Source organism: Pseudonocardia autotrophica, assembly GCF_003945385.1.
Taxonomy (GTDB): Bacteria; Actinomycetota; Actinomycetes; order Mycobacteriales; family Pseudonocardiaceae; genus Pseudonocardia; species Pseudonocardia autotrophica.
Genome location: NZ_AP018920.1, coordinates 5,858,264 through 5,877,722, shown reverse-complemented (window position 1 = coordinate 5,877,722; position 19,459 = coordinate 5,858,264). Strand labels below are relative to the sequence as shown.

The 19,459-nt window shown below is 71.6% G+C and carries 18 protein-coding genes, 1 tRNA gene and 1 pseudogene; 15 read left to right on the top strand and 5 right to left on the bottom strand.

Annotated elements, in window-relative coordinates; translation table 11 throughout:
- Positions 1 to 60 precede the first annotated feature (60 nt).
- The gene (locus Pdca_RS27385) at positions 61 to 1,050 is read right to left on the bottom strand and encodes an ABC transporter substrate-binding protein (RefSeq protein WP_085912936.1); all 990 of its coding nucleotides are present in this window, start codon (positions 1,048 to 1,050) and stop codon (positions 61 to 63) included.
- Between the two features lie 154 nt (positions 1,051 to 1,204).
- Here Pdca_RS27385 and panD point away from each other — a divergent pair, with 154 nt between their 5' ends.
- Genes panD through Pdca_RS27370 form a run of 3 tightly spaced genes read left to right on the top strand, consistent with a single transcriptional unit; the run spans position 1,205 to position 3,399 of the window.
- On the top strand, positions 1,205 to 1,627 hold the full coding sequence (gene panD, locus Pdca_RS27380) for an aspartate 1-decarboxylase (RefSeq protein WP_085912964.1): 423 nt from the start codon (positions 1,205 to 1,207) through the stop codon (positions 1,625 to 1,627).
- Between the two features lie 6 nt (positions 1,628 to 1,633).
- Positions 1,634 to 2,488: an alpha/beta fold hydrolase gene (locus Pdca_RS27375; protein ID WP_085912937.1), complete on the top strand. Its 855-nt coding sequence runs from the start codon at positions 1,634 to 1,636 to the stop codon at positions 2,486 to 2,488.
- Positions 2,461 to 3,399: a methionyl-tRNA formyltransferase gene (locus tag Pdca_RS27370; RefSeq protein WP_085912938.1), complete on the top strand. Its 939-nt coding sequence runs from the start codon at positions 2,461 to 2,463 to the stop codon at positions 3,397 to 3,399. Before Pdca_RS27375 ends, Pdca_RS27370 begins: the two co-directional genes overlap by 28 nt.
- Here Pdca_RS27370 and Pdca_RS27365 read toward each other — a convergent pair.
- Positions 3,387 to 4,592, bottom strand: coding sequence for a GNAT family N-acetyltransferase (locus Pdca_RS27365; protein ID WP_085912939.1), 1,206 nt, complete (start codon positions 4,590 to 4,592; stop codon positions 3,387 to 3,389). The genes Pdca_RS27370 and Pdca_RS27365 overlap by 13 nt on opposite strands.
- A 176-nt stretch (positions 4,593 to 4,768) precedes the next feature.
- Between Pdca_RS27365 and Pdca_RS27360 the strand changes: the two genes are divergently transcribed.
- The 3 genes from Pdca_RS27360 to Pdca_RS27350 all read left to right on the top strand — a co-directional run bounded on the left by Pdca_RS27360 (position 4,769) and on the right by Pdca_RS27350 (position 8,974).
- A complete protein-coding gene (locus Pdca_RS27360; RefSeq protein WP_085912940.1) occupies positions 4,769 to 7,132 on the top strand; it encodes an FdhF/YdeP family oxidoreductase in 2,364 nt (787 codons plus the stop codon).
- Between the two features lie 95 nt (positions 7,133 to 7,227).
- A complete protein-coding gene (locus Pdca_RS27355; protein ID WP_085912941.1) occupies positions 7,228 to 7,767 on the top strand; it encodes a GNAT family N-acetyltransferase in 540 nt (179 codons plus the stop codon).
- 361 nt (positions 7,768 to 8,128) lie between these two features.
- On the top strand, positions 8,129 to 8,974 hold the full coding sequence (locus Pdca_RS27350) for a PaaX family transcriptional regulator (protein ID WP_085912942.1): 846 nt from the start codon (positions 8,129 to 8,131) through the stop codon (positions 8,972 to 8,974).
- 24 nt (positions 8,975 to 8,998) lie between these two features.
- Here the strand turns inward: Pdca_RS27350 and Pdca_RS27345 are convergent, their stop codons facing one another.
- Positions 8,999 to 9,409, bottom strand: a complete 411-nt coding sequence (locus tag Pdca_RS27345) for a RidA family protein (protein WP_085912943.1) — start codon at positions 9,407 to 9,409, stop codon at positions 8,999 to 9,001.
- Positions 9,410 to 9,728: 319 nt separating this feature from the next.
- Between Pdca_RS27345 and Pdca_RS27340 the strand changes: the two genes are divergently transcribed.
- From Pdca_RS27340 to Pdca_RS27315, 6 genes are all read left to right on the top strand, one after another.
- Positions 9,729 to 10,166 carry a cupin domain-containing protein gene (locus Pdca_RS27340; protein WP_085912945.1) on the top strand — a complete coding sequence of 146 codons (438 nt, stop codon included), beginning with the start codon at positions 9,729 to 9,731 and terminating at the stop codon, positions 10,164 to 10,166.
- A complete protein-coding gene (locus tag Pdca_RS27335) occupies positions 10,163 to 11,086 on the top strand; it encodes an acyl-CoA thioesterase (protein WP_085912946.1) in 924 nt (307 codons plus the stop codon). Before Pdca_RS27340 ends, Pdca_RS27335 begins: the two co-directional genes overlap by 4 nt.
- Before the next feature lie 29 nt (positions 11,087 to 11,115).
- A complete protein-coding gene (locus tag Pdca_RS27330) occupies positions 11,116 to 12,750 on the top strand; it encodes an AMP-binding protein (RefSeq protein ID WP_197719838.1) in 1,635 nt (544 codons plus the stop codon).
- Positions 12,747 to 15,107, top strand: coding sequence for a bifunctional salicylyl-CoA 5-hydroxylase/oxidoreductase (locus Pdca_RS27325; RefSeq protein WP_085912947.1), 2,361 nt, complete (start codon positions 12,747 to 12,749; stop codon positions 15,105 to 15,107). Before Pdca_RS27330 ends, Pdca_RS27325 begins: the two co-directional genes overlap by 4 nt.
- Positions 15,108 to 15,231: 124 nt before the next feature.
- On the top strand, positions 15,232 to 15,573 hold the full coding sequence (locus Pdca_RS27320; RefSeq protein WP_085912948.1) for a hypothetical protein: 342 nt from the start codon (positions 15,232 to 15,234) through the stop codon (positions 15,571 to 15,573).
- Positions 15,519 to 15,815 carry a hypothetical protein gene (locus tag Pdca_RS27315; RefSeq protein WP_085912949.1) on the top strand — a complete coding sequence of 99 codons (297 nt, stop codon included), beginning with the start codon at positions 15,519 to 15,521 and terminating at the stop codon, positions 15,813 to 15,815. The genes Pdca_RS27320 and Pdca_RS27315 overlap by 55 nt, the downstream gene beginning before the upstream one ends.
- A 514-nt stretch (positions 15,816 to 16,329) precedes the next feature.
- Here Pdca_RS27315 and Pdca_RS27310 read toward each other — a convergent pair.
- Together Pdca_RS27310 and Pdca_RS27305 are read right to left on the bottom strand one after the other, a co-directional pair.
- Positions 16,330 to 16,401, bottom strand: a tRNA-Arg gene (locus Pdca_RS27310).
- A gap of 201 nt (positions 16,402 to 16,602) precedes the next feature.
- A complete protein-coding gene (locus Pdca_RS27305; protein ID WP_197719837.1) occupies positions 16,603 to 17,274 on the bottom strand; it encodes a TetR/AcrR family transcriptional regulator in 672 nt (223 codons plus the stop codon).
- A 404-nt stretch (positions 17,275 to 17,678) separates the two neighbouring features.
- Here Pdca_RS27305 and Pdca_RS27300 point away from each other — a divergent pair, with 404 nt between their 5' ends.
- From Pdca_RS27300 to Pdca_RS37650, 3 genes and pseudogenes are all read left to right on the top strand, one after another.
- A complete protein-coding gene (locus Pdca_RS27300) occupies positions 17,679 to 18,710 on the top strand; it encodes a DUF418 domain-containing protein (protein ID WP_232021228.1) in 1,032 nt (343 codons plus the stop codon).
- Positions 18,707 to 19,054: pseudogene (locus tag Pdca_RS37840) on the top strand (VOC family protein); the annotation flags it as partial. The gene Pdca_RS27300 and the pseudogene Pdca_RS37840, both read left to right, overlap by 4 nt.
- A gap of 106 nt (positions 19,055 to 19,160) precedes the next feature.
- Entirely contained in the window at positions 19,161 to 19,283 is a 123-nt protein-coding gene (locus tag Pdca_RS37650; RefSeq protein ID WP_269462817.1) for a hypothetical protein, read from the top strand.
- Positions 19,284 to 19,459 lie beyond the last annotated feature (176 nt).

The following is a 19,459-nucleotide window of genomic DNA, read 5'->3' as shown; positions in this document are numbered from 1 at the left end:
TCCGGACACGCCGAGAGGGGCCCCGCCGGTGGCGGGGCCCCTCTCCGTGCCGTGCGCGGATTACAGCTTGGGCAGGATCTGCTCCAGCTGCCCCAGGACGCTCTCCGCCTGGCCGTAGGTCACGACGTTGTAGGTGCCCGGGTAGACCTTCCCGGCCTGCGCGGCGGGCAGCCCGGAGAACAGCGGGTCGGCCTGCAGGGTGGCGGCGGCGCCCTCGGTGGTGACCGGCGGGCCCAGGTCGTCGAACAGGATGACCTGCGCCGACTGCAGCGCGTCGAGCTGCTCCAGGGTGCGGGTGAAGGTGTTCGGGTCGGCCTTGACCTCCTCGGCGACCGGGGCGAGCGTCGCGCCGAGGTCGGTGAGCACGGTGTTCGGGCCGGTGTCCGAGCCGTAGACGTACCAGCTCGCGCCGTCGTAGGTGCCGGCGACGGCCCAGGTGCCGGCTGCGGTGATCGCGTCACCGAACTCGCCGCGCAGCTTCTGCACGCTCGCCTGGTAGGCCTGCTCGCGGGCCTGCACGTCGCCGGTCTTGCCGGCGATCTCGGCGACCGTGTTCACGGTCGCCTTCCAGTCGGTGCCGCCGTCGGCGAACAGCACCGTCGGGGCGATCTGGGCGAGCTTGTCGTAGGCGGCCTCGTTCTCGGTCTCGTTGCCGATGATCACGTCCGGATCCAGCCCGGCGAGCTGCTCGAAGTTGAGCTCACCGGAGTCGTTGCCGACGGCGGTGATCGTCGAGTACTTCTCGCCGGAGGCGCCCGAGGACAGGTCGAGCGCGCCGACCAGCGGAGCCTCGAGGTCGAACAGGATCTCCGGGGAGATGTAGTCGACGGCCACGATCCGCTGCGGGGTCTCGGGGATCTCGACCGGCCCCTTGGCGGACTGCACGGTCCGGGTGCCGTCGCCGGACCCGGCGGCGGGCTCGGCGGGCTCGTCGTTCTGGGCGCTGCCACAGGCGGAGACGAGCAGGAGTGCCGCTGCGGTGAGCAGAGCGGCGGCGATCCCCCGGCCGGGCGTGCGCGACCGGCGGTGGGAGTCGGGGAGGGGAGTCATAGGACACCTCGGTCTGGGCGGCCGCTGGCCGCAGGATGAAGTAAGGCTTACTTTAGGGTTGGCGAGGCTGAAGCCACAACGGACCCGAGGTTTCGACGTTGTCCCGCGGTCGCCGACGATTTAGGTTAGGCACGCCTAAAGAATGGAGACGGGTGTGCGCCGCACGATGCTGAACGGCAAGATCCACCGGGCCACGGTGACCCAGGCCGACCTGCACTACGTGGGGTCGATCACGATAGATGCGGACCTGATGGCCGCCGCGGATCTTCGCGAGGGCGAGCTCGTCCAGGTGGTGGACATCACCAACGGGGCGCGCCTGGAGACCTACGCGATCACCGGCGAGGCCGGCAGCGGGGTGATCGGCATCAACGGTGCGGCAGCGCACCTGGTACACCCCGGCGACCTGGTCATCCTGATGAGCTACGTCGCGCTCGACGCCGACGAGCTCGCGGCCCACCGGCCGTCGGTGGTGCACGTGGACGAGCGGAACCGGCAGGTCCAGCTCGGATCCGATCCGGCGGCCCCGGTACCGGGTGCTCCCGGCCAGCAGTCCGGCCGCTCGCTGGCGCAGGCCTGAGCCGCGGTGCCGACCGCTGAGCTGCCCGGCGCCGCGCTGCCCTACGAGATCACCGGGCCGCCGGACGGGGAACCGCTCGTCATGGTGATGGGGACCGGCGCCTCCGGGCGTGCTTGGCACCTGCACCAGGTCCCCGCGCTGGCGGCGGCCGGGTTCCGGACGATCACCTTCGACGCCCGCGGGGTCGCGGGCACGGCGCCGTGCCCGGACGGGATCACGATCGAGGACCTGGTCGGCGACGTCGCGGGCCTGATCGGGCTGCTCGGCACCGGATCGGCACACGTGGTCGGCACCTCGCTCGGCGCCCGGGTGACCCAGGAACTGGCGCTGACCCGCCCGGAGCTGGTCCGCTCGGCGGTCGCACTGGCCGCTCACGCCCGGCTCGATCCGGTCCAGCGCGCCCACACCGAGGGTGAGATCGCACTGATCGACGCCGGTGTCGAGCTGCCGGCCCGGTACCGGGCCGCGGTGGAGGCGGTGCTGAACCTGGCACCGGCGACCCTGGCCGACGCGCGGACCGCGAACGACTGGCTGGACGTCCTGGAGTTCGCCGCCGGCCGCGCCGGGCCCGGGCTGCGGGCCCAGCTCGCGGTGTCGGAGACGCTCGGCGACCGGCGCGACGCCTATCGCGACATCCGGGTGCCGCTGCTGGTGGTCGGGTTCGCGCAGGACCGGGTGATCCCGCCCGCCCTGAGCCGCGAGGTCGCCGACGTCGTGCCGGGGGCGGTGCACGCCGAGATCGCCGATGCGGGCCACTACGGCTATCTGGAGCAGCCCGAGCAGGTGAACCGGCTGATCGTGGACTTCCTGCTGTCGAACCGGAGGAGAGTGCAGTGCGCGTCGTCGCGTTCGGATACATGACCTGGGGGCGCCGGACGATCGAGGCGGTGCTCGACGCCGGTCACGAGATCCCGTTGATCCTGACCCACCCGGACCGGGACAACCCGTACGAGAAGATCTTCAACGAGTCCGTCGCGGAGCTCGCGGCGGAGCGCGGGATCCCGCTGCTGATCCGGCACCGGGCCGACGACGACGAGGTCCGGGCGGCCGTCCGGGCCGCCGAGCCGGATGTCGCCGTCGTGTCGAACTGGCGGACCAGGCTGGCCCCGGAGCTGTTCACGATCCCGCGGCTCGGCACGCTGAACGTGCACGACGCGCTGCTGCCCGCCTACGCCGGATTCGCGCCGCTGAACTGGGCGCTGATCAACGACGAGGCCGAGGTCGGGGTCACCGCGCACATGATGGACGCCGACTTCGACGCCGGCGACGTCGTGCTCAGCCGGTCCACCCCGATCACCGACGACGACACCGTCGTCGAGCTGTTCGACCGTACGCTGGCGATGTTCGGCCCGATCACGGTCGACGCGCTGGAGCAGCTGCGGACCGGTACCGCGCGGCCGGTCCCGCAGGATCGGGCCGCCGCGTCGTACTTCCACCGGCGCACCGACCGGGAGAACCGGCTGGACTGGACGTGGCCCGCGCGCGACCTGTTCAACCTGGTGCGGGCGCAGGTCGATCCCTACCCCAACGCCTGGTTCGAGCACGACGGCGGCCGGGTCCGGGTACTGCGGGCCAGGGTCACCGACATCGCCTACGGCGGGACGCCGGGCCGGCTCACCCTGCACGAGGGCACCGGGGTGGTCGTGGTGACCGGCCCGGACGCCCGTCGCGGCCGCAACCCGGGGCTGTGCCTGGAGCTGCTGCGCACCGAGGACGGCCGGGAGCTGACCGGCCGCGATCTGTTCCCGGTGGCCACCGGCTACCTGGACTGACCGGGCTCCCGCACCAGCACCACCGAGTCCTTGTGCGGGAGCGCGATCTGCTCCGCCGGGCGGAACCCGGCGTTGCGGAACGCCCGCTGCGCGGCGGTGTTCCGGGCGTCCGGCTCGGCGAGTACCCGAGTACCCGGACCCGCGGCGGCGAGCACTGCGTCGGCGACCGCTCCGAGCAGCGCGCTGCCCACGCCCCGGCCGTGCTCGGCCGGGGCGACGGACACATGCACACCGACGTCGTCCGATGTGGTCGGGAACGAGCGCGCCAGCGGATGCCGCGCCGGGCGGTAGAGCTCGACGTAGCCGACCGGCTCGGAGTCCGGGTCGCCGGTGCGCTCGGCGAGCAGCGCCGCGGTCCCGCTCCCGGGGGTGTGCCCGGCCAGCTCGCGGGCCCACCGCCCGTCCGGCCACGGCTGGCCGAAGAACCGGGACACCGACGGCGTGCGCATCCAGCCGGCCACCAGCGCGACGTCGTCGGTGTGCGGAAGCGCCGGGCGCAGCGTGAAGGGGTCGCAGCGGACCGGCACCGGCGGATCGGTCACCGGCACGACGGCGGCGGGCCGCAGCGGGTTCGGGATCCGGTGCCAGGGCATCGGGTGCAGCGCCGGACGGCGCCACAGGTGCGCGGCGGTGAGCCAGCCCTCGAGCAGCTCGCGGACCGGGCCGCCGGGCTCCCGGTCCCGGGCGGCGGCGAGCTCCCGGCCCAGCCCGGCGAGGCCCTGCGCCTCGTCCCCCGGGTCGGTGCCGGTCAGCGCGGCCGGGAGCAGGCCGCGGACCAGGACGGCGTCGGTGAGAGCGGCATCGCCGGCCGCGCCGATCGTGTCCCGCAGCCGGGTGAGTGCCGCTCCGACGGAGGTGGGCGGATCCCCGACGGGACCCGCAGCGGAGCACGGGACGGGGGAGCCGCCGGTCACCGGCACCCCGCCGGCCCAGCGGTCGGCCAGCTCGGTGCGCAGCGCCGCGGCCAGCTCACCGGGATCGGGGGATCGGTCCAGGTGGCCCATGGTGTCGCCGACGGCGACCCGCGCCAGGTGCGGGAACCCCGCGGGCGACGCGTGCGTCACCTCGCACAGCAGGGACAACCCCACCGCGGGCAGCGGGACCAGCAGCGGGCCCGCCACCGGCCTGGCGCCGGTGTCGAGCAACAGGTCGCTGATGAGCCGGTGCCGCTCCCGGTCGACCGGATCGCTCATGTCCGGGCCGGTCCACCGAAGATCCTGCACGCCACGAAGGTGAGGTTAGCCCAACCTATGTCCGGATCCGATCGTCGAGCCCGTGGGATTCGGATCTCGTCCGGCGGGTAGGCCGAGCTCGACCGTCACGACGAGCCGCCCCGTGGTGGTGCCGACCGGGGCCCGGAGGTGCACCGATGAGTAAACGGACCCACGAGTTCACCGAGGACGATCTGCACCGCGGCCCGGCGAAGGACACGGCCGGCGGGCCGACCGCCGTCGCGGTGTCGATGCGGCGCTCGCTGGAGCACATGGGTCCGATCCGGACCGCACGGACCCTGCTGAAGCTGAACCAGGCCGACGGGTTCGACTGCATGAGCTGTGCCTGGCCGGACCCGGACCCGGGTGAACGGGCGACCGCGGAGTTCTGCGAGAACGGCGCGAAGGCCGTCGCGGAGGAGGCCACGAAGGCCCGCGCGACCCCGGAGTTCTTCGCCCGGCACAGCGTCGCCGAGCTCGACGCGCACTCCGAGTGGTGGCTCGGGCAGCAGGGCCGGATCACGCATCCGATGGTGCGCAGGCCCGACGCCACCCACTACGAGCCGATCGGGTGGGACGAGGCGTTCCGGCTGATCGCGAGCGAGCTCGACGGCCTGGAGTCGCCGGACGACGCCACGTTCTACACCTCGGGCCGTGCCTCGAACGAGGCCGCGTTCGCCTATCAGCTCTTCGTGCGGGCGTTCGGGACGAACAATCTCCCGGACTGCTCGAACATGTGCCACGAGTCGACGTCGATCGCGCTGCAGGAGTCCATCGGCATCGGCAAGGCGAGCGTCACGCTCCCGGACCTCCTCGGCGCCGAGCTCATCGTGATCGCCGGGCAGAACCCCGGCACCAACCATCCGCGGATGCTGACCCAGCTCGAGCACGCGAAGCAGAACGGCGCGACGATCCTCACGATCAACCCGCTGCGGGAGGCGGGCCTGAACCGCTTCAAGAACCCGCAGACGCCCCGCGGCGTCGTCGGCAACGGCACCCGGCTCTCCGACATGCACCTGCCGATCCGGGTCAACGGCGACATCGCCCTGTTCCAGGCGATCGGCTCGCTGCTCGTCGAGTGGGACGCGTTGGACCATCCCTTCCTGGAGCGCTACACGCACGGGTTCGCCGAGTGGCGCGACCACGTCGCCGACGTCGACTGGGACGTCGTCACCGAGGCGACCGGATTGACCCGCGGGCAGATCACCGACGCCGCGGCGCTGCTGCGGGACTCCCGCAGCACCGTGTTCTGCTGGGCGATGGGCCTGACCCAGCACCGCAACGGTGTCGCCACGATCAAGGAACTGGTGAACCTGGCGCTGGCCCAGGGCAACATCGGCAAGCCGGGCGCCGGCCTGTTCCCGGTCCGCGGCCACTCCAACGTGCAGGGCGACCGCACGATGGGCATCTGGGAGCGCGTCCCGCAGAGCTTCCTGGACTCGCTGCAGCGCGAGTTCGGCTTCGACCCGCCCCGCGAGCACGGCTTCGACACCGTCGACAGCATCCGCGCGATGCGCGACGGGAAGGTGCGGGTGTTCGTCGGTCTCGGCGGGAACTTCGTGCAGGCCGCGCCGGACACCGACGTCACCGCCGCGGCACTGCGCAACACCCTGCTCAGCGTGCAGATCTCGACCAAGCTCAACCGCTCGCACCTGGTCGGGGGGCGGACCGCGCTCATCCTGCCGACCCTCGGACGCACCGAACGCGACGTGCAGGAGTCCGGGCCGCAGGCGATCACCGTCGAGGACTCCACCTGCTCGGTGCACAGCTCCCGCGGCCCGCTCCAGCCGGCGAGCCCGCACCTGCGCTCCGAGGTCTCGATCATCACCGGGATGGCGGAGGCCACCCTCGGCGACCGCTACGGCATCGACTGGTCCGGCATGCGCGCGGACTACCGGCGCATCCGGGACCACATCTCCCGGGTCGTCCCCGGGTGCGAGAGCTACGAGGTCAACGCCCGCCGCCCGGGCGGCTTCATCCTGCCGCACCCGCCGCGCGACTCCCGCACCTTCGACACGGCTTCCGGCCGCGGCGAGTTCGAGGTGTCGCCGATCGAGGTGGTGCAGGTCCCCGAGGGGCACCTGCTGCTGCAGACCCTGCGCAGCCACGACCAGTTCAACACCACCATCTACGGCTACTCGGACCGCTACCGCGGCATCGAGGGCGGCCGGCACGTCGTGTTCGCCCACCGCGAGGACATCGCCGCACTCGGCTTCGCCGACGGTGATCACGTCGACCTGGTCACCCGCTGGGACGGCGACGAGCACGTCCGCTGCGCCCAGGGGTTCCGGCTCGTCGCCTACGACGTCCCCCGGGGCACCGCCGCCGCCTACTACCCCGAGACGAACCCGCTGGTCCCGCTGGACGCGACCGCGCGCAAGAGCAATCAGCCGGCGTCGAAGTCGGTGGTGGTCCGGCTGACCGTCGCCGGGGAGGTCGACTGCGATCCCGCGGGAGTCCAGGGAGCGGTCGGCGGGGACTGGCTGCACAAGTCCCGTCCGGAGGTGGCGCACCTGTCCTGAGCGGCGCGGAGTCGCGGTACCGTCGCCCACGATGAACGCCGGGGACCGCTCGGAGCCCGCGTGAGTCGCACCGCGGCTCGCGCCGCGGAGCGTGCGTGACGCCGCACCGCGGCTCGCGCCGAACCGCCCGGCTGGTGCTGACCCCCGTCACCGAGGCGGCGGTCGACGAGCTGCTCGACCTGCACCGGGATCCGGGGATCGCCACCTGGTACGGCGGCCGCTGGACCCCGGCGGACGCGCGCCGCTCCGCGCGCTGGGCGGCCGAACGGTGGCGCGCCGACGGGGTGGGCCGGTGGCTCGCGCACGACGCCCGCACCGGCCTGCTCGTCGGCCGTGGCGGACCGTCCGTGACCGGCGTCGTCGACGAGGCCGCCGTCGAGATCGGCTGGGCGGTCCGCGAACGTCTCTGGGGCCGCGGCTACGCGACGGAGCTCGGCCGGGCCGGTATCGCACTGGCTCGGGAGATCCTGCCGGGCCATGCGGTGGTGGCCTTCACCGAGCGGCACAACCTGCGTTCTCGCGCAGTGATGGAACGTCTGGGGATGCGCTACGACCGGGAGATCCGTCGCCGCGGGCTCGTCGAGGGCCGGACCGGCGTCCACGACGACGCCCCGTTCGCCCTGTACCGGACGTGATCGCCCCGGCCCCGCCGCACACCCCCCCGGCCCCGCTCCACACCCCTTGACCCCGCTTCGCACCCGTCGCAGCAGGTGTGAAGCGGGGTCAAGGGGTGTGAACCGAGTGGTACGCCCAGTGGTTGCCGTGCTGCCGTCGCCGCGATCCGGGACGGAGACGACACAGCTGGTGGTCGCGCGGCCGGCTCCCCGCTCCACCGGAGATCGAGGAGCCCCGGGAGCCGCCGCGTGGGCGCGGGCCGCAGGGCCGGCCCCGGTCGCGCTGCGGCTGCCACGTGGTCCTCGCGGCACCGGCCGCCGGGTAGTGTCCGCCGAATGTGGGGCCGGGTGGACCGTGCAGGCGTCTTCGTATGATGACTCCGTGACCGTCGTCGGAGAGAAGCGGCCCGACGGGCTCCTCGGTGCCCAGCCCCGGCGGCTGATCGTCTCCCTGTACGGGTTGTACGCCAGGGAGCGAGGCGGATGGCTGTCCGTCGCCGCCCTGGTGCGGTTGATGGCCGACCTCGGCGTGGACGGTCAGGCCGTGCGGTCGGCGGTGTCGCGGCTCAAGCGCCGGGGCCTGCTGGAGCCCGAGCGCCGCGACGGGAGCGCCGGGTACCGGCTGTCCGAGGCCGGCGGTCTCATCCTGGCCGAGGGGGATGTGCGGATCTTCGACCGTCGACGGGCCGATCCCGTCGACGGCTGGCTGATCGTCGTCTTCTCGGTTCCCGAGGCGGAGCGTGAGAAGCGGCATCAGCTGCGTGCGGCCTTGACCAGGCTGGGACTGGGTACCGTCGCGCCCGGGGTGTGGATCGCCCCCGCTCACCTCGAGTCCGCTGTGACCGCGACCGTGGATCGGGCCGGGCTGCGGGGGTTCACCGAGATGTTCCGCAGCACGCAGGTGGACGGCAGGCCGCTTCGGGAGAGTGTGCCGAAGTGGTGGGACCTGGAGGTCCTGCGCCTGCAGTACACGGAGTTCCTCGACCGGTTCCGGCCCGCGCTGGCCCGCGCCGAGACGGGTTCGGACCGGACGGCGTTCGCGGACTTCGTCGAGGCGGTGACCGTGTGGCGGCGGCTGCCCTATCTCGATCCCGGCCTGCCGCTGGCGGCGCTGCCCGCCGGCTGGGAGGGCGTTGCCGCCGAGAGCCTGTTCGAGGCGCTCGGCGACGCCTTGGCCGCGCCTGCCCGTCGGCACGCGATGAGTCTGGTCGACGCCTCGGCACGCTGAGGGGCGCCGAGGCGTCGACGCGGTTCAGCTGCGCGCGGCCGCGACCGCCTCGATCTCGATCAGCGCCTCCCGCTGCCACAGGGCGGTGACTCCCACGCCGGTCATGGCCGGGTAGTCGGTACCGGCGAGTTCGCGCCAGACCTGCCCGATCTCCTTGCCGCGCGCCTGGTAGCCGGGGATGTCGAGCAGATAGATGCGCACCGACAGCAGGTCGGATGGCTCGCCCCCGGCCGCGCGCAGCGCGGCGATCAGGTTGCCGAGGGCCTGGCGGAACTGGTCGACGATGTCGCCCTCGACGATCGTGCCGTCCCGGGTGAGTGCCGTCTGGCCTGCCAGGTGGACCACCCCGCCGTGGCGCACGGCGTAGGTGAACCCGGAGGGGCCTGCCAGCTCCGGCGGGTTGACGCGCTCGACAGGGCTCTGCAGCGGGGTCATCGGTGGTCTCCGTTCTCGGGGCTTCTCAGCCGATCGGCCATCGGCTAACGTGTATTCGTGACGAGGATAAGAAACACGCTATAGATTGCCAACCCCCTGGAGACTCGGACATGAGGCTGCCGACGGTCCGCCTGGTGCGGGGCCGAACCGCAGCCCCGGTCCTGAGGCCGGACGGGGGCTCGTCCTCCACCGACCCGACCCGCTCCTCGGCCGACGGCTCCGTCGTCGGGAGCCGGGTGCAGGGCATCGGCGCACTGCCTACCGCGATCCGGGCCGCACCGGCCCGGTCGATCACCCCGGACCTTCGAGGAGGACACCGATGAGCGTCGAGCTCGACACCACCGCCGTGCCCGTGGTCACCCGCCGCGGCGAGGAACACGGCGACACCGGGCAGTCCGGAGGGGCCGTGCGCATCTCCGGGGTCTCGCCTCAGCACACGCCTGCCACCCGGATCTGGTTCGGGCAGGTCAGCAACGAGCCGGGCTACCGGTCACTTCCCCATCACCACGGCGAGGCCGAGACCGGCGGCTACGTGCTGCGCGGCCACGGGCGGATCTGGTTCGGGGAGGGCTACGGCGAGTACGTCGACATGACCGAGGGTGACTTCGTGTTCGTGCCGCCGTTCATGCCGCACGTGGAGGGCAACATGTCCACCACCGAGGAGCTGGTGTGGCTGACCTGCCGGACACCGGACAACATCGTCATCAACCTGCCCGAGGTGGAGGACTCCACCCTCGCCGGGTACCGGCGCTCGTGAGCGCCACGGTCAGGACCCCGACCTCCGAGGTGCTCACCTCGGCGCTGACCCTCACCGAGGCCGCGGCCGAGCACCTCGACGTGGCCTACACCGCCGTCACGGGACCGTGTCCGTGGCCCAAGGCCTACGGCGGCGACCTGGTCGCCGCGGCGGCCGCCGCGGCGATGCGCACGGTCCCCGACGGGCCCGGCGGCAAGTCGCTGCAGTCGATGCACTCGTCGTTCCTGCGGCCCGCCGACATCGGTGCCGAGGTCCGCTACGAGGTGGAGCTGCTGCGCGACGGGCGTGGCTACGCCAGCCGTCAGGTCCGTGCCTTCCAGAACGGCAAGCCCATCCTCGTCGGCCTGCTGTCGTTCGCCGCGGGGGAGGAGGGCGCCTCGTTCGCGGCGACCGCCCCCGAGGTCGTCGGGCCGGAGACCCTCCCGACCGCCGCCGAGTACCTCGCCGGCCGCGCGGGCGGCACCATGACCGACGAGTCGCGGGCCTACTGGAGCGGCGGTCGCGGGGTGGACATGCGCCACGTCCCCGGCCCGGTCTACCTGGAGGTCGACGGGGGCCGGGCATCGCACCAGGCCGTCTGGGTCCGGCCGTTCGACGCGCTCCGCCCGGTCGAGGGTCTGTCGCCTGCCCAGCGCGACCTCGCCGCGCTGACCTACCTGTGCGACTACACGATCCTGGAGCCGCTGCTGCGCGTGCTGGGCCTGCCATGGGCCCGGCCCGGAGTCGTGACCGCCAGCCTGGACCACGCGATGTGGCTGCACCGGGTCCCCGACCCGGGGGTGCTCGACGGGTGGCTGCTCTACGCGCAGGAGGCCGGGCACGTGCACGGCGGCCGGGGTCTGGGCCACGGCCGGTTCTTCACCCGCGACGGCGCGCACCTCGCGACCGTCGCCCAGGAAGGCATGATCCGGGCGTCCTGACGCGCCCCCGTCCCGTGGAAGGACCCACCGTGCAGCCGACCGCACACCTCGACACGTTCGCCCGCGACCATCTTCCGCCGCCGGAGCTGTGGCCGACGGTCGAGTTCACCACCCCGGAGCTGCGCTTCCCGGAGCGGTTGAACGCGGCCGCCGCCCTGCTCGACGACGCGATCGCGGTCCACGGAGCGGAGCGACCGGCGATCCGCACCCCCGCCGGGGAGACATGGTCCTACGGCGACCTGCGGAAGCGGGCACATCAGGTCGCCGAGGTGCTCACGACCGATCTCGGCCTGGTCCCGGGCAACCGGGTGCTGCTGCGGTCCCCGAACACCCCGTGGGCCGTCGCAGCCTGGCTGGGGGTCGTCCTCGCGGGCGGCGTGGTCGTCACGACGATGGCCGCCCTACGGGCGCGAGAGGTCGCGCCGATCCTCGACAAGGCCCGGATCTCGCTCGCGCTGGTCGACCACCGCTTCCTCGACGAGGTCGAGGGCCTCGGCGTGTCGGTGGTACCGGTCGGTGGCGCCACCACCGTTGACCTGACCGTGCGATGCACCGCACGGCCGGGTGAGTTCCGCGCCGTCGACACCGCGGCCGACGACGTCGTGCTGCTCGCCCCGACGTCGGGATCGACCGGGGTGCCGAAGTTGTGCGCGCACTTCCACCGCGACCTGCTCGCCATCGACGCCACCTTCGGGCGCGGCGTCCTCGGGCTCCGCCCCGACGATCTCGTGGCGTGCACCGCGCCGTTCGCCTTCACCTTCGGACTGGGCATGCTCGTGGTGTTCCCGCTGCGTGCGGGCGCCTGCATGTTCCTCACCGAGTCGGCGACCCCGACCCGGCTCGCCGACCTGATCGAGCAGCACGGGGTGTCCGTGCTGGCCACCGCCCCCACCGCCTACCGGCAGATCCTGAAGGCGGGAGAGATCGGGCGGCTCGCGGGCCTGCGGGCCGCCGTCAGCGCGGGGGAACACATTCCGCAGGCGGTCTGGGAGCAGGTTCGTGACGAGCTGGGCCTGCGGATCGTCGACGGGATCGGCGCCACGGAGCTCCTGCACATCTTCGTGTCCGCGCCCGAGGCGGACACCCGTCCCGGGGCGACCGGCCGGGCGGTGCCCGGTTACCGCGCCACGATCCTCGGGCCGGACGGCGAGGAGCTGCCGGCGGGGGCCGAAGGCAGGCTGGCCGTGATCGGCCCGGTCGGTTGTCGCTACCTCGATGACGACCGCCAGCGCCACTACGTCCAGAACGGTTGGAACGTCACCGGCGACACCTTCGTCCAGGACGCCGACGGCTACTTCCACTACCGATCCCGGACCGACAACATGATCGTCTCCTCGGGATACAACATCGGCGGCCCCGAGGTCGAGGCCGCCATCGACAGCCATCCCGACGTCGTGGAGTCGGCCGTCGTCGCCGAGCCGAGTCCCGAGCGTGGTGCCATCGTCTCGGCCTTCGTCGTCCTGCGGGACGGGCTCGACGGAACCCCGGAGAAGGCCCGGGAGATCCAGGATCACGTGAAGCAGCAGCTGGCTCCCTACAAGTACCCCCGCAGCGTGCGGTTCCGCGAATCCCTGCCGCGCAACCCCAGCGGGAAGATCCAGCACTTCGTGCTCCGCGAGCACGTCACAGCAGGGAGCACCGCAGACCGAGAGGAGATCGCGTGAGGATCGCGATCGTCGGCGGGGGTCCGGGAGGGCTCTACCTCGCCGTCCTGACCAAGCAGCTCGACCCGAGCCACGAGATCACGGTGTGGGAGCGCAACGCCCCCGATGACACCTTCGGCTTCGGTGTCGTGTTCTCCGACGAGACGCTGGGCGGCATCGAGAACGCCGACGCCACGGTGCACGAGGAGATGTCACGCCGGTTCGCCCGGTGGACCGACATCGACATCGAGGTCGGCGGCCGCTCCTTCACCGTCGGGGGCCAGGGCTTCGCCGCGATGGGACGCAAGGACCTGCTGCGGCTGCTCCAGCGCCGGGTCGCCGAGGTCGGCGTGACCGTCCACTACGAGACCGAGGCACCCGATGTGGACGAGCTGCGCGCCACCCACGACCTCGTCGTGGCGGCCGACGGGCTGAACTCCCGGGTCCGCACCAAGTTCGCCGACAGCTTCCGGCCGTCGCTGGATCACCGCTGCAACAAGTACATCTGGCTGGGAACCGACCTGGTCTTCGAGGCCTTCCAGTTCTTCGTCAAGCAGACGGAGTGGGGGACCATGCAGATCCACGGCTACCCCTACTCCGAGCACGGCTCCACCTTCATCGTGGAGATGCACGAGGACGTGTGGCGGCGGGCCGGGTTCGACGCCACCGAGGGCCAGGTGTTCCCGCCCGGTGCCTCCGACGAGGCCGCGGTCGACCGGATCCGCGAGATCTTCGCCGACGAGTTGCGCGGCCACGAGGTGCAGACCAACAACTCGAAGTGGCTCGGCTTCACGACGGTCCGCAACGAGACCTGGTCCCACGAGAACGTCGTGCTGCTCGGCGACGCCGCGCACACCGCGCACTTCTCCATCGGCTCCGGCACCAAGCTGGCCATGGAGGACGCCCTGGCGCTGGCCGCCTGCCTGCACGAACAGCCGTCGGTGCCCGAGGCGCTCACGGCGTACGAGGCCGAGCGCAAGCCGGTCGTCGAGTCGACCCAGCGCGCCGCGCAGGCCTCGCTGGAGTGGTTCGAGAACATCGGCATGTACGCCGACCAGGAGCCACTGCAGTTCTGCTTCAACCTGCTGACCCGGTCCCGCCGGATCACCGCTGAAGGGCTGCGCGAACGCGACCCGGACTTCGCCGGTCGGGTCGAGGAGGACTTCGCCGCCCGTTCCGGTACCGAGCGGGATGCCCCGCCGATGTTCCAGCCGGTCGAGATCGGTCCGCTGCGCCTGCCCAACCGGGTCGTGGTGTCGCCGATGGACATGTACTCCGCGGTCGACGGCGTGCCGAACGACTTCCACCTCGTCCACCTCGGCTCGAAGGCGCTGGGTGGCGCGGGCCTGGTGATGACCGAGATGGTCTGCGTGTCGCCGCAGGGCCGGATCACCCCGGGCTGCACCGGGTTGTGGAACGACGAGCAGCGCGACGCCTACCGCCGGGTCACCGACTTCGTGCACGAGCGGACGCCCGCGAAGATCGGGCTGCAGCTGGGCCACTCGGGGCGCAAGGGCTCCACCCGGCTGATGTGGGAGGGCATCGACCAGCCTCTCGTCGAGGACAACTGGGAGGTGCTCGCCCCCTCCGCACTGCCGTACGGCGAGGGGTGCCACCGGCCCCGGGAGATCGATCGGGCGGGAATGACCGCCGTCGTGGCGGACTTCGTGGCCGCCGCCCGGCGCGGGGTCGAGGCGGGGTTCGATCTCGTCGAGGTCCACGCCGCGCACGGCTACCTGCTGTCCTCCTTCCTGTCCCCGCTCGCGAACGTGCGCACCGACGAGTACGGCGGATCCACGGCGAACCGGCTGCGGTTCCCGCTGGAGGTGTTCGACGCCGTGCGTGCCGCCGTGCCGGACACCGTCCCGGTGACCGTCCGGATCTCCGCCACCGACTGGGCGCCCGACGGGAACACCGAGCACGACGCCGTGGACATCGCCCGGGCCTTCGTCGAGCACGGCGCCGCGGCCGTCGACGTCTCGACCGGGCAGGTGGTCAAGGAGGAGACGCCCGCCTTCGGCCGCTCCTACCAGACCCCGTTCGCCGACCGGATCCGGCAGACCGTCGCGGGCCCGGCCGGGGCAAAGGTCATCGCCGTCGGGGCCATCTCCTCGCACGACGACGTCAACTCGATCCTGCTCGCCGGCCGCGCCGATCTCTGCGCGCTCGGTCGTCCCCACCTCTACGACCCCCAGTGGACGCTGCACGCCGCCGTCGAGCAGGACTACCGCGGCGCGGGGGCGACCTGGCCCGCACAGTTCCGGGCCGGGCGGCGCAAGCCGCCCACCGCGCGCACGGACAAGGTCGCCCCGCGTCTGTCGCTGCTGCGCGGTGGGGAGCGACAGTCTGCCCACGTCCGCTGGCGGCCGAGTGAGTAGGCCTTGGCGTCGAGCTTCGGCGCGTGTTCGGGGTGGACACTCGTCGTCGACCATGTACTCGCGGTGAGGTCGGGGCTCAACAAGATCGGCTCCTCGCTCTGTTCCCACAGGTGAGGAGCCGATCGTGTCGGGCGCGGAGTGTGACCTGACCTGGTCTCTGTCGATGCTGGACAATGACTCGGGCTCGGGTGGGTTGCGCGACGCCGCGACCGGGCTCGTGCAGTCCACCCCGGCCCCGCGGGTGGAGATGCGCGCGCAGGACGACCTGTACGCCGCGGTGATCGAGGTGGACCTGGTTTCGTTCGACGACGCCGACTTCGTCGAGCTCACCCAGCGCGCCACGAGCATGGGCCTGTCGCATCTGCGCATGGCCACCACCGTCGCCGGGACCTGCTCGCCTCGTTGGTGTCGATGGCGGCCGCGGTCGTCACCGCGGCGGTCCTGCAACCGCTGCTGGCTCCGGTAGTGCTGTTCTCCGCGATACCGCAGGGATGGGCCACGATCCGCTCGGCGAAGATCCAGTACGCGTCGTTCTTCAAGACCAGCTCACGGGTCCGACGCCTCGGGGTCACCGCGAACCTCGTCCTGCATGATGGGCGTGTCACCGAACGCGGCACCCACGACGAGCGCATGGCCGATCCGGGCAACTGTGCCGAACTGTTCGATCTACAGGCCCGTGCCTACACGAACCCGGAAAGCGGGACGTAGGCATGGCATCCGGCGGCCCCGCTCTCATGGTCACCGAGCGGGTGTCCGCCCCGAAGGAGGACTGTCGGTCCTCGTGGGCTCCAGGCGTCTCAGTCGCGGCCGGCCGCGACGGTAAGTGGCTCTGGGGACAGTCCCACCCAGTGACCCGCGGGTCGGGCGACGTTGGATGGCGACCGGTGAAGGGCGATGCCGATCGCAGTGCGGAAGCATTTCGGGGCGGTCGCCGCTGTCGGGGTGCTCCCGTGCCCAGCAGTGTGACCGGGTCGCTGCGGCCGAATGTGGGCCGGTGACGGCAGCGCGTTCACCGAAGTCGATGCTGCGGGCTCCCGACCGGGCCGCGGCCGGCCGCAATCGTCGCTGACGTGGTGCCGGACGGGGAGCCGGAACCGCACCTGCCGCCGGGCGGGTCGGCGATGACCCCACCCGCGGCTACCAACCCGCCGCTCGCGGGGCAAAGAAAAAGGGCCGAACCCTTGGGTTCGGCCCTATGGCGATGTGCCGAGACATCACTGTGTGCCCCCGGCAGGATTCGAACCTGCGCTCCCGCCTCCGGAGGGCGGTGCTCTATCCCCTGAGCTACGGGGGCGACAACGACTGGAACGTTACCGCACGCCTGTGGGGCGTCGCGCCGGGGGTGGGTGAGAGGAACCTCTGGCGCGGACCGGGCGTTTCCGCTCTGCCCGGGGCTCGCCGGCCCGTGGCCGGCCGCGGAGTGCCGGGCGCGATCGTCCGGCGCGGAGCACGGCGAACACGACGTCGGCACGTGACGATGTGTGCAGCGACCTCTTCACGGATCGCCTTCTCCGATTCGTACCCGTAGCCCGTCGAGCACGAGCTCGAGTCCGGCGGTGAAGTCGTCGTCCACCGTGACGTGGGTGGGCTCGTCGGAGTCGGCGAAGACGTCCGACGAGAACATCGCCGCCACGTTCGGGAAGCGCTCCGCGGTGACGAGCCGACTCAGCGCGAGCGCGTACTCGTGCTCGGCCTGAGCCTGCGCCTGGTCCGCGGGCCGACCGTCGTGGAGGTCCTGAGCAAGCAGGCTGGACTGGCGCACGAAGCCGCTCAGCAGCGTGATCGCCTGGATCTTCTCACCCCATGTGAGGCGGGTGGATGCCAGTGGCTCGAGGCCGCGCTCGAGCCAGGCGATCTGGTTCGGGCCCGACGGTGCTCGGTGCAGAGGTATGTGAGGAATCCACGGCCTGCGTCGGTACAGCTCCCACAGGTCGAGTGCCCACCGCCGCACCCCTTGGCGCCATCCGGTGGCCGGCACCGCAGTGCTGGGCGGCTCGCTCGCCGCGTCCAGCATCAGCTGGAGCAGGTCCTCCTTGGAGCCGATGTGGCGGTACAGCGACATGGCTGTCACTCCGAGCTCGTCGGAGACCTTCGGGAGCGTCGCGGCTTCCAGTCCGTCGCCGTCCGCCAGTCGGACGGCCGCCGTGATCACCGTCTCGAGGTCCAACGTCGGCTTGCGTCCCAGTCGGGTCGGACTCGTCGGGAGTCGCCACTGCCGACGAACGAGATCAGGTATGGCGTCGTTGTTCATGCTCTCGTTCCGGTGGATGCTCGGCGACCCAGTGCGCTCGGGCGGAGTCAGGTTACCGAGGTAACTAAGTTTACTCTATATAGTTTCGTTGTTAAACTATGGGCGTGTCCTCATCTCACCACTCTCGGCCCAGGTCGTCCGTCGGATCGGACGGACGAGTGCACGACGTGGATGCCCTGCGCGGGTTCGCCCTCCTGGGCATCTTCGTCGTCAACATCACCTTCATGGCCTCGGCCTACCCGGGGAATCTGGTCGACGACCCCTCGTTCGCCTCGCCGCTCGACGACGCCGCCCGCTTCGCGGTCGCTGCCCTGTTCTCGATGAAGTTCTACCTGCTGTTCTCCTTCCTCTTCGGCTACAGCTTCGTGCTCCAGGCGGAGGCCGCACGGCGAGCCTCCCAGGCCTTCGTGCCGCGCATGCTCCGGAGAACTCTCGGCCTGTTCCTCATCGGAGTCGCGCACATCGTGCTTCTCTACGGCGGCGATGTCCTGACGACGTACGCGGTCGTCTGTCTGATCCTGCTGGCGATGCATCGTGTGCGTGACGTCGTGGCGCTCCGCACGGCCGTTGCGATCTATGCGTTCGTCGTGGTCTCCCTCGTCGTCAGCGCGGTCTTCATCGACCGCGCGACCTTCATGCCCACGCATGGAGAAGCGCTCACGAACGCCGCCGGGCAGACGCAGTTGATGCTCGGCGGACCCGTCGACATCGTGCGGCAGCACATCGACGGGCTCGGTCTTCTGGTTCTCCAGGCCGTTTCCCTCCAAGGTCCGACAGCTCTCGCGATGTTCCTCCTGGGGATGCTCGCCGCCCGTCGGCGTCTGTTCTCGGCGCTGCCGAGCCGTCCCCGACTCCTGCGGTGGATCCAGATCGTCGGTTTCCCGGTGGGTATCGGCGGCGGCGTCGTCTACGCGTTGCTCGGAGCCGACACCAACACCGGCGCGGTCGCCGTCGGTGTGGTGACCGCACCGTTCCTGACCGCTGCCTACGTCGCCGCCCTGGTGCAACTGATGCACCGGGGTCGGCTCTCCCGGCTCCGGAACGTCCTCGCACCGGTCGGACGTATCGCGCTGACCAACTACCTGGCGCAGTCGGTGGTCGGGTTCGTGCTGTTCACCGGGATCGGATTCGGACTCGCCGGTCGAGTCTCACCGCCGGTTCTGCTGCTGACGGCATTCGGTGTGTTCGCCGGACTCGTCGTCGTCAGCGACTGGTGGCTCGGGAGGCATCGCTACGGCCCGGCTGAGTATCTGCTCCGGTGGTTCACCAACTGGCGTCGCCCGACCGCCGGATCGGGTTCGAACGCGCTCGGCGGCAAGCAGCTGCGGGAGGTGCGAGGCGGTCGAGAATGACCGAATCGCCGATCTTGCCCGGCCGGATCGGCAGTCGGCGATGCCCCTGTCGCCGCTGCGCGGTCGATGGCTTCGGGTATCAGCGCGTGCGTGTCGGAAGCGATCAGCCATGGAGAGGACGAATCATGTCGCGCGGGTTCACGACGATCAATTTCTACGTCGACGACGCACTCGAAGCCGTCGAATGGTATGGCGAGGTGCTCGGTCTCAAGCCCTACTTCGCGCAGCCCTCGATCGATGAACCGGCATACGTGGAGTTCCGGGTCGGCGATCACGACGCCGAACTCGGGTTGATCAGCAGCCGTTATCGTCCCGCCGGTCACGGCGCCGGTCGTCCCGCCGGCGCGGTGATGTACGGGCACGTTGACGACGTGTCCGCCGCCGTCGAACGCCTCAGGGGCTCGGCGCGACCCAGCTCGACCCCCGACGTCTCGTGGCACCGAGGGCTGGGTGACCGCTTCGATGGCCGCCCCCTTCGGAAACGTGCTCGGCCTGATGTACAGCCCGCACTATCTCGAGCTGCTCGGTCGGAACCCTCCGGAGACGCCGGGTTCCCGGGATGCGCAGGACTGAGGTGGTCGGCGGCGCCCTCGGGTGGGGGCCCGGCCGTGTTCGCGGGCGGACCACCGGGTCGGAGGACAGTGCCGCCGGGCGGTCGGTGTCGCCGGACGTGGGTACCTGCGGAGTCGAGGGGTGGGCGACGCCGTGCCGATCCGCAGGTCGGTGGCCATCGCCCGGTGCGTCCACCA